6 protein-coding genes are annotated in these 8,280 nt (G+C 61.8%); 5 read left to right on the top strand and 1 reads right to left on the bottom strand.

The genetic code is table 11. The features are described 5' to 3' along the window. Positions 1-273: 273 nt before the first annotated feature. Positions 274-1,947: a putative bifunctional diguanylate cyclase/phosphodiesterase gene (locus tag KSS97_RS28300; protein WP_030138188.1), complete on the top strand. Its 1,674-nt coding sequence runs from the start codon at positions 274-276 to the stop codon at positions 1,945-1,947. Between the two features lie 110 nt (positions 1,948-2,057). Here the strand turns inward: KSS97_RS28300 and KSS97_RS28295 are convergent, their stop codons facing one another. After that, complete coding sequence (locus KSS97_RS28295) at positions 2,058-3,452, bottom strand: NorM family multidrug efflux MATE transporter (protein ID WP_033864411.1); 1,395 nt, start codon at positions 3,450-3,452, stop codon at positions 2,058-2,060. On the opposite strand from KSS97_RS28295, the gene KSS97_RS28565 reads away from it, so the two are divergent. The 4 genes from KSS97_RS28565 to KSS97_RS28280 all read left to right on the top strand — a co-directional run bounded on the left by KSS97_RS28565 (position 3,451) and on the right by KSS97_RS28280 (position 8,280). Then, positions 3,451-3,576 (top strand): hypothetical protein, encoded by a 126-nt coding sequence (locus tag KSS97_RS28565; protein WP_258648517.1) that lies wholly within the window; start codon positions 3,451-3,453, stop codon positions 3,574-3,576. The genes KSS97_RS28295 and KSS97_RS28565 overlap by 2 nt on opposite strands. Before the next feature lie 33 nt (positions 3,577-3,609). Continuing rightward, a complete protein-coding gene (locus tag KSS97_RS28290; RefSeq protein WP_030138186.1) occupies positions 3,610-4,530 on the top strand; it encodes a LysR substrate-binding domain-containing protein in 921 nt (306 codons plus the stop codon). 185 nt (positions 4,531-4,715) lie between these two features. Further along, entirely contained in the window at positions 4,716-6,692 is a 1,977-nt protein-coding gene (locus KSS97_RS28285; protein WP_217860619.1) for a methyl-accepting chemotaxis protein, read from the top strand. 373 nt (positions 6,693-7,065) lie between these two features. Further along, positions 7,066-8,280 carry an aldose 1-epimerase family protein gene (locus KSS97_RS28280; protein ID WP_198797541.1) on the top strand — a complete coding sequence of 405 codons (1,215 nt, stop codon included), beginning with the start codon at positions 7,066-7,068 and terminating at the stop codon, positions 8,278-8,280.

Below are 8,280 nucleotides of genomic sequence, written 5' to 3'. Positions count from 1 at the left end.
GACAGAGTCAGGGAGTCGTTTGCGAAATGGGCCGGCATTTTAACAGGCTCTGAGAATTGTGCTGCCCTGTCCGACTTGTGACGCTGTCCATCATCTCCATTTGCCGCTTTTGTCACTTTCCCTCAGGATGCGGACAGAATTTAGGTCTAACGTTCGTTTTTGGATGAATAAACGCTCAAAAGCGGGTGTTTGAGAACCATTGGCATTGGTGATTGCCCTTCGGCGAGTCATAATGCCCCGCGCCTACCACCTTGCAGAGTCTAGGGAGTCAGCTTGTCTACGCCTGTCGAACCCTTGCGTTTGCTGTTGTTGGCCGAAACGCCTGAGTGGTCTGCGATATTGCGCGAGTGCCTGGCGCCCATGGGGGCCTCGGTCGTGTTGATCAGTGCTCCGAGCTGGGAATCGGTCAGCAGCCTGTTCGAAGACAACCGCAACGCGGTGCTGCTGACTGTTGCGTCCCTGCAGCCGGCGCCCGGTCGCTGTCGTCTGCCGACGGTCCTGTTGCTGGAGCATGAGCCTTCGATTTCTCCGGACGGTGTCAGCGACTGGTTGGTGCGTGATGTTCTTGACGAGGCGACGTTGCGCCGTTGCCTGCGCCATGTGCGCGAGCGGGGGGTGCTGGAAAATACCCTGCAACGACTCGCCGAACAGGACCCGCTGACCGGCATCGCCAACCGTCAGGGCTTCCAGACCCTGCTGGCGGCGCGCCTGGCTGAAAACGAAGGTCGTGGCCTGGCGCTTGGTCACCTGGACCTCGATAACTTCCGTCACGCCAACGACGCGTTGGGGCATCAGGCCGGTGATCGGCTGATCCTGCAAGTGGTCTCGCGGCTCAAGGGCTCGCTTGAGGCCGGTGATCAACTGGCGCGGCTGGGCAGCGACGAGTTCGCCCTGCTGATCGACACCCGCCGTGCGCCGCAGCGCGCGGAGTGGATGGCCGAACGCATCACCGAGGCCATGGCCGAACCCTACTGGGTGGATGGCGAAAGCCTGTTGATCGGTTGCAGCCTGGGTATCGCCCATGCCCGCGCCCAGGCCGGTGCCGATCCCTTGATGTGGCACGCCCACATCGCCATGCAGCAAGCCAAGAGCACACAAGGCTGCACGTTTCATATCTTCAATGAACGCATCAATCGCAATGCCCGCAGCCTCGCCGACTTGGAAAGCGAACTGCGCCGGGCGCTGCGTCGCGATGAACTGGAGTTGCACTACCAGCCCCGGTTGAACCTTGATGGCGGCCATATCGTCGGCCTCGAAGCGCTGGTGCGCTGGCGTCACGGCGAGCGTGGCCTGCTGCCACCGAGTGAATTCGTGCCGCTGGCCGAGCAGAGCGGCTTGATCGTGCCGTTGGGTTACTGGGTGATTTCCCGGGCACTGCGGGACATGCAGGATCTGCGCGAACGCGGGCTGGCGCCGCTGCACATGGCGATCAACCTGTCATTCCGGCAGTTCCAGGACAGCCAGCTGCTGCCGACCCTGAGCCGCTTGATCGCCGAGCGGGGCGTCGAGGCCCAATGGCTGGAGTTCGAACTCACCGAAACCGCCGTCATGCGCCGCAGCGAACTGGTCAAGCAGACCATGGATGCGCTGGGGCGCCTGGGGGTACGGTTTTCCCTGGACGACTTCGGCACCGGGTTCTCATCGTTCGTACACCTCAACAGCCTGCCGATCGCCTTGCTCAAGATCGACAAGAGCTTCGTCGGCGGCATGGAGCAGCGCGAAGAGAACCGCAAACTGGTGCACGCGATGATCAACCTGGCCCATAACCTCAACCTGGAAGTGGTCGCCGAAGGTGTGGAAACCGCTGAACAACTGGACCTGCTGCGTGGCTTCGGTTGCGATCAGGTGCAGGGGTTCCTGATCAGCAAGCCGTTGCCGCTGGGGGAGTTGGTGGAATACCTGACGTTCGGGGGGGATCAGCAGTCCACGCACGAAATCGTGGTCTGACTCCTTTCCCTTGTGGGAGCGAGCTTGCTCGCGATAGCGGTGTGTCAGTCAAAATCGATGTGACTGAACTATCGCCATCGCGAGCAAGCTCGCTCCCACAGGGGATGGTTTCATTTGGCCGGGATGGCTTCGAAACCGGGCTGCCCCGGCTCACGGCGAATCATCCGCTTCATCTTCCATTCGAACGCCAGCGTCAGGCTCACCGCCGCGCAGGCCAGCCCGAGGGCCAGGCCCCACCAGACGCCAGTTGGCCCCCAGTGCAAATGGAACGCCATCCACCACGCGGCTGGCGCGCCAATTAGCCAATAGCAACCCAGCCCCACCAGGAACGTAGTCTTGGCGTCTTTCAATCCGCGGATACAACCCATGGCAATGGTTTGCGTGCCGTCGAACAGTTCGAACCAGGCCGCCACGGCCAGCAGGCTCACTGCCAGGTTGATCACTTCGCGGAACGCCGGGTCGTTATGGTCCAGGAACAAGCCGATCAGTTGGTGAGGCAACAACCAGAACACCATGGCGAACGCCAGCATCGCCGCCGCGCCGAAGCCAATCCCGACTCGCCCGGCCAGTCGCGCCATTGGCAGTTGGCCGGCGCCGTAGTGCTGGCCGATGCGCATGGTGATGGCGTACGACATGCCCGCCGGCACCATGAACGCCACCGAGACGATTTGCAGCGCGATCTGATGGGCCGCCAGTGGCGTGCTGCCCATGGTGCCCATGCAGAGGGCGGCGAAGGCGAACAGCCCGACTTCCACCGCGTAGGTGCCGCCAATCGGCAGGCCGAGGCGCCACAATTCCTTGAGGTACTGGCGATTGGGCCGTGACAGGCCAGCGAGCAATGGATAGGCCCGGTAGGCCGGGTGCCGGTGGATGTGCCACGCCAGCGCCAGGGCCATGCTGTTGGCGACGATGGCCGTCACCAGGCCGATCCCCATCAAGCCGAGTTTCGGCAAGCCGAACATGCCGGTAATGAGTGCGTAATTGAGCAGGAAGTTGGCCACCGTGCCGCCGAGGCTGATCACCATGACCGGCGTGGCCCTGCCAATGGCGCTGGTGAAACCGCGCAGGGCCATGAAACTGAGGTAGCCGGGCAGGGCGAACGGCAGCGCCAGCAGGAACTGTCCAGCGGACAACACATTGGTTTCGGTCTGGCCGAACATCAACAGCACCGGCTTGAGGTTCCATAACAGCAGGCCCGCCATCAGCGCCATCAGCCAGGCCAACCACAAACCGGCCTGGGTCAGCCGAGTGGCGCCTTCGATGTCGCCCGCGCCCTGGCGGATCGCGACCAGGGTGCCCACCGCCGCGATCACGCCGATGCAGAAAATCGAGACGAATGAATAAGTCGCCGCCCCGAGTCCCCCACCGGCGAGGGCTTCAGGGCTCAGGCGCGCCATCATCACGGTGTCGGTGAGGACCATCAGCATGTGCGCCAACTGCGAAGCTATCAACGGCCCCGCCAGCCGCAGGATGGCCCAGAGTTCGGTACGCGCTGGATGCTGCATGATCATCACGCTCCATGTTCAACAAGGCAGTAAAGCGTTGATTCTCGGCGCTCGCCGTGGATTGCACAAAAGGATAAATCCGATTGCTGGCATGATTAAAACTCATGCTGGAACGATCTTCTGATAGGGTTCAAAAATCGCTATAGGAGCTTTCCCAATGTCTCGTCGTCTTCCTCCTCTTTATGCATTGCGGGCATTCGAAGCGGCGGCGCGATACAGCTCGTTTACCCGGGCTGCCGAAGAGCTGTCGATTACCCAGAGTGCGGTGAGCCGACACATCCGCACGCTCGAAGATCATTTTGCCTGCCGGCTGTTCCAGCGCAGCGGCCGCAACCTGCAGTTGACCGAAGCGGCGCGCCTGTTGCTGCCGGGCGTGCGGGAAGGCTTCATGGCCCTTGAGCGGGCTTGCCATACGTTGCACGGTGATGACGGCATCTTGCGCATGAAGGCGCCATCGACCCTGACCATGCGCTGGTTGCTGGCACGGTTGAGTCGTTTCCGGCATCTGCAGCCTGGCAACGAGGTGCAATTGACCAGTGCCTGGATGGACATCGACTCGGTGGATTTCAACACCGAACCCTTCGATTGCGCGGTACTGCTGGGTAACGGGCATTTCCCTGGGGATTGGGAGGCCAGTTTGTTGTTCCCCGAGGAATTGATCCCGGTGGGCGCACCGAACCTGTTGAACGATCAGCCTTGGGACGTGGCGCGTCTGGCCAGTGCGGAGCTGCTGCACCCCACGCCGGATCGTCGGGACTGGCGCAATTGGTTGCAGCGCATGGGCCTGGCCGACAAGGTCTCGCTCAAGGGCGGCCAGGTCTTCGACACGTTGGAGCTGGGCATGATCGCGGCGGCCCGTGGTTATGGCGTGTCCATGGGCGACCTGTTGATGGTGGCCGAAGACGTCGCCCAGGGCCGCTTGAGCCTGCCATGGCCGACGGCGGTCGCGAGCGGCGAGCACTACTATCTGGTCTGGCCGAAAACCCGGTCGGGCGGTGAGCGCTTGCGTCGGCTCAGCGATTTTCTCCAGGGCGAGGTCAAGGCCATGCAGCTACCCGACGTGGAGCGCCTGGGCTGAATCGTTGAAGCTTTGGCGCCGGTTGTTTGGCATTTATCCTTCCGGATCGCTCAAGTATTAGGGTTTGCTGCCGAATCCGTGGACATAGAACCTTCGTTCAGAAAGGGCCAATTCATACCTTAACGAATAAGATGCCGAGCGTGCGACGTGATCAGGACGATCCGGTCTCTCGGCCAGGAGCCGTCATGTCTCATCCCCGTGCCCGAATCGCCTCACAGCTTGGCCTTGCCCTAGCCGTGATATTGGCGGTCGTGATTTCCGGCAGTACCGTCTTCGCCTTGCGTTCGTTGGACACTGCCAACCTGTCCACCCGTGAAGAGCATCTGGCCAGCGAAGCGCGCCTGATGGCCGACCAGCTCAACACGTTCCACAGCACCTTGCGCGAAAGCACCCAGCGGTTGGCCGGTCTGTTCGAAAAGCGCTTCAGCGCGGGCTTGAGCGTGCATGCGGACCAACCGGTGACGGTGGCGGGCGTGCAGACGCCGGGCTTGAGCCTGGGCGGCGAAGTGTTGAACAACAACTTCAAGGAAGTGGACGACTTCAAGACGATGACCGCCGGGGTGGCCACGGTGTTCGTGCGCAGCGGCGACGACTTCATCCGCGTCAGCACCTCGTTGACCAAGCAGGACGGCACGCGCGCGATCGGCACCGTGCTTGACCGCGCCGGCCCGGCTTATGGCCCGGTCATGGCGGGCCAGAGCTACATCGGCCGTGCCTTGCTGTTCGGACGCTACTACATGTCCCAGTACACGCCTGTGCGCGACAGCGGCGGCAAGATCATCGCCGTGTTGTACGTAGGCTTCGACTACACCGATGCGCAGAACGCCCAGTTCGAAAACCTCAAGCGCTTCCGTATCGGCCAGACCGGCTCCTTGGCGTTGCTGGACGAGCAAAACAAATGGCTGGTGCCGCCAGCGGGCGTGCAGGCGCTGGACAAGGCCACCGCGACCATCACCGACTTGGTCAAGAAACCAGGCAAAGGTGCGTTCTGGGAAGACACCGCAGAAGATTTCTACAGCGTTGCCGTGCCGTTTGAAGGTGGGCCGTGGGCGGTCGTGGCGAGCATGCCGAAAGCCGAGATTCGTGCCGTGACCTGGAGCGTCGGCACGCAACTGGCAATTGGCAGCCTGCTGGCGATGTTGTTGGCGGTCGGCTCGGCGATGTGGTTGTTGCGAAGCAAATTGGCGCCGCTCGGGGATCTGGTGCGCCAGGCCGAAGCGCTGGGCGCCGGCGACTTGAGCGTGCGCCTGAACGTGTCGAGCCATGATGAAATCGGCCAACTGGCCCGTGCCTTCAACCAGATGAGCCAGGCCTTGTCGACTATGGTGGAGCACATCCGCAAAGCCTCTCAGGAGGTCAATAGCCGTGCCCAGGCGCTGTCGGGCTTGTCCAGTGGCGCGTATGAGGGGATGGAGCAGCAGTCCGGCGAAATCACCAGCATGGCGGGTGCAGTTGAAGAGTTCAGCGCCACGTCCCTGAACATTGCCGACAACATGGGCAATACCCAGCGCCTGGCCCAGGAAAACGCCCAGCAAACCAAGATCGGTCGCACGTCGATGGACGAGGCTTCATCGTCGCTGGAGCAGATCGCTGGCGCGTTGAACAGCACGGCCACGGTCATCAACACCCTGGGCCAGCGTTCCCAGGAAATCGGCGGCATCGTTGGCGTCATTACTTCCATCGCCGAGCAAACCAACCTGCTGGCCCTGAACGCCGCCATTGAAGCCGCCCGCGCGGGTGAGCAGGGCCGTGGTTTCGCCGTGGTGGCCGATGAAGTGCGCAGCCTGGCCTCCCGCACTCGGCAGGCGACCGATGAAATTTCAGGGATGATCCAGAGCATCCAGCAGGAAACCGGCAACGCCATCAGCACCATGGAGCAGGGCAACCTGTTGATGCAGGAAGGCCTGTCGCGCAACGCCAACGTCGCCTCGGCCTTGGCGCGTATCGATGAGCAAAGCCGCTCCGCCGGCCAGCAATTCGCGGCGATCACCACCGCCACCCAGGAGCAGAGCAGCACCGCGACGTTGCTCAGCAGCAACCTGCAAAGCATTGCCATGGCCAACAGCGAGCAGCGGGAAGTGGTTTCGAACCTGGCGATCACCGCCAAGGAACTGGAAACACTGGCGCAGGACCTGCGCAAAGAGGTTGATCGGTTCCGCTGAAGCCTCTGCAACCAGCGCGAGCAAGCTCCCCTGAGATCAGTGTGGGGGAGCCTGCTCGCGAAGGTGGCGTTCCAGCCACTTCTCTACTCGCTGACCCACCGCTTTCGCGAGCAAGCCCGCTCCCACGAGGGAGTTTGCGGCGAACATCTTCTGGCGGCCGCCCCGGAATTAGTGTGGGAGCGGGCTTGCTCGCGAAAGCGGCTTTCCAGCCACATCCCTGCCCACTGACCCACCGCCTTCGCGAGCATGCCCGCTCCCACAGAAGCTCCATTCGTGTGAACTTTACTTTTTAAGGAAATTGCTGTTTTTAAGCTTGCTGAAACGTTTCTTCAAGTCTATAAAAACCGCACAACTCCAATAAAAGGTCACGTCCATGACTCCGTTCAAACTCCTCGTTACCCTTGGCGCCCTGGGCGCTGCCTCCCATGCCCTGGCTTGGGATTACGTCCTGTTGGACACCGATAAAGCTGCCCAGCCCTGGAAAATCACCAGCGAACAGCTAGGCGTGAAAACCGGCAAGCCGTTCTCCGTGACGATGCGCACCCTGCACGGCGGTCGGCAGGAAGGCGTCAGCATCGTCGACATCGACAACGGCGCCCTGAAGCTCTCGGTCGTTCCGACCCGAGGCATGAACGTGCTGCAGGCTTCTGTCGGCAATGTGCGCATGGGTTGGGATTCGCCAGTCAAGGAAGTGGTCAATCCAGCCTTCATCGAACTCAACGGCCGCGGCGGCCTGGGCTGGCTGGAAGGTTTCAATGAACTCGTCACGCGCTGTGGCTACGAATGGGTTGGCCATCCGGGCATGGACAACGGCGAGCTGCTGACCCTGCATGGTCGAGCTGCCAATATTCCAGCCAATAAGGTCACCCTGCACATCGATGAAAAACCGCCCTACGCCATCACCCTGCGAGGCGAGTTGAAGGAGCAGGCGTTCAAGAAAGTCGATTTCTCGGTCCAGACCGAACTGGTCACCGAGCCTGGCAGCGTGACCTTCGCGCTCAACGACACGCTGACCAACAACGGCGATTACCCGAAGGAATACCAGGCGCTCTACCACAGCAATTTCAGCACGCCCTTCCTGGAACAGGGCGCGCGTTTCGCAGCGCCGGTCAAGCAGGTCTCGCCGTTCAACGACAAGGCCAAGGGCGACCTGAAAGATTGGACGACCTATCGAGCCCCCACCAAGGATTACGACGAAACCGTCTACAACGTCGTGCCTTACGGCGATGCCAAGGGCGACACGTTGACGGTGCTGCACAACAAGGCCGGCAGCCTTGGCGTCTCGGTGGGCTTCAACACGGCCACGCTCCCGGTGTTTTCCCTGTGGAAAAATACCGATACCCAAGGCCAGGGCTACGTGACCGGGCTTGAGCCGGGCACCAGCTTTTCCTACAACCGCCACTACCAGCGCCCGCTGGGGCTGGTGCCGACCATCGCCCCGAAAGAGCGCAAGCAGTTCCAGATCCACTACAGCCTGTTGGCGGACAAGGCGGCGGTGGACAAGGCCCTCAAGCGCATCGACGACATCCAGGGCGATCGCAAAACCGAAGTGCGGGATGCGCCGTTGGTGGACCTGAGCAAACCATAA

This window comes from Pseudomonas alvandae (genome assembly GCF_019141525.1).
GTDB lineage: Bacteria > Pseudomonadota > Gammaproteobacteria > Pseudomonadales > Pseudomonadaceae > Aquipseudomonas > Aquipseudomonas alvandae.
This window is presented reverse-complemented; position numbering and strand designations above follow the sequence as displayed.

What these genes read in the sequence shown, in the direction of transcription:
- KSS97_RS28565 (WP_258648517.1), top strand. Translation starts at nt 3,451, where the DNA reads ATGATCATCACGCTCCATGTTCAACAAGGCAGTAAAGCGTTGATTCTC.
- KSS97_RS28295 (WP_033864411.1), bottom strand. Translation starts at nt 3,452, where the DNA reads ATGCAGCATCCAGCGCGTACCGAACTCTGGGCCATCCTGCGGCTGGCG.
- KSS97_RS28290 (WP_030138186.1), top strand. Translation starts at nt 3,610, where the DNA reads ATGTCTCGTCGTCTTCCTCCTCTTTATGCATTGCGGGCATTCGAAGCG.
- KSS97_RS28285 (WP_217860619.1), top strand. Translation starts at nt 4,716, where the DNA reads ATGTCTCATCCCCGTGCCCGAATCGCCTCACAGCTTGGCCTTGCCCTA.
- KSS97_RS28280 (WP_198797541.1), top strand. Translation starts at nt 7,066, where the DNA reads ATGACTCCGTTCAAACTCCTCGTTACCCTTGGCGCCCTGGGCGCTGCC.